The organism is Leifsonia sp. SIMBA_070, assembly GCF_046534635.1.
Lineage (GTDB): Bacteria > Actinomycetota > Actinomycetes > Actinomycetales > Microbacteriaceae > Leifsonia.
Genome location: NZ_JAWRYK010000207.1, coordinates 1 through 276, shown reverse-complemented (window position 1 = coordinate 276; position 276 = coordinate 1). Strand labels below are relative to the sequence as shown.

The window sequence follows — 276 nt, the reverse complement described above, 5'->3', positions numbered from 1 at the left end:
ATGTAGTGTTGACGCATCTTTCCCGAGATGTGTGCGAGCACAATGTGGCCGTTGGCCAGCTCAACGCGGAACATCGCGTTGGGCAGGGCTTCGTTGACCGAGCCCTGAATCTCAATGACGCCGTCTTTCTTGGCCATATCCTCCGCTAACGTCTGTGTCCCCCGTATGCACGAAGGACGGTTTATGTCTTTGGTTCTCCCTGGCGCTTCCTGCGCATCCACCGCGCCGTAGCCGTTTTGACACGGCGCACATGCTTGGAAAAGGGCACGAATGTAG

The 276-nt window shown here is 56.9% G+C and carries 1 pseudogene; it reads right to left on the bottom strand.

The window, feature by feature from the left end:
* Positions 1–137: pseudogene (locus SB754_RS20045) on the bottom strand (translation initiation factor IF-1); the annotation flags it as partial.
* Positions 138–276: the final 139 nt, after the last annotated feature.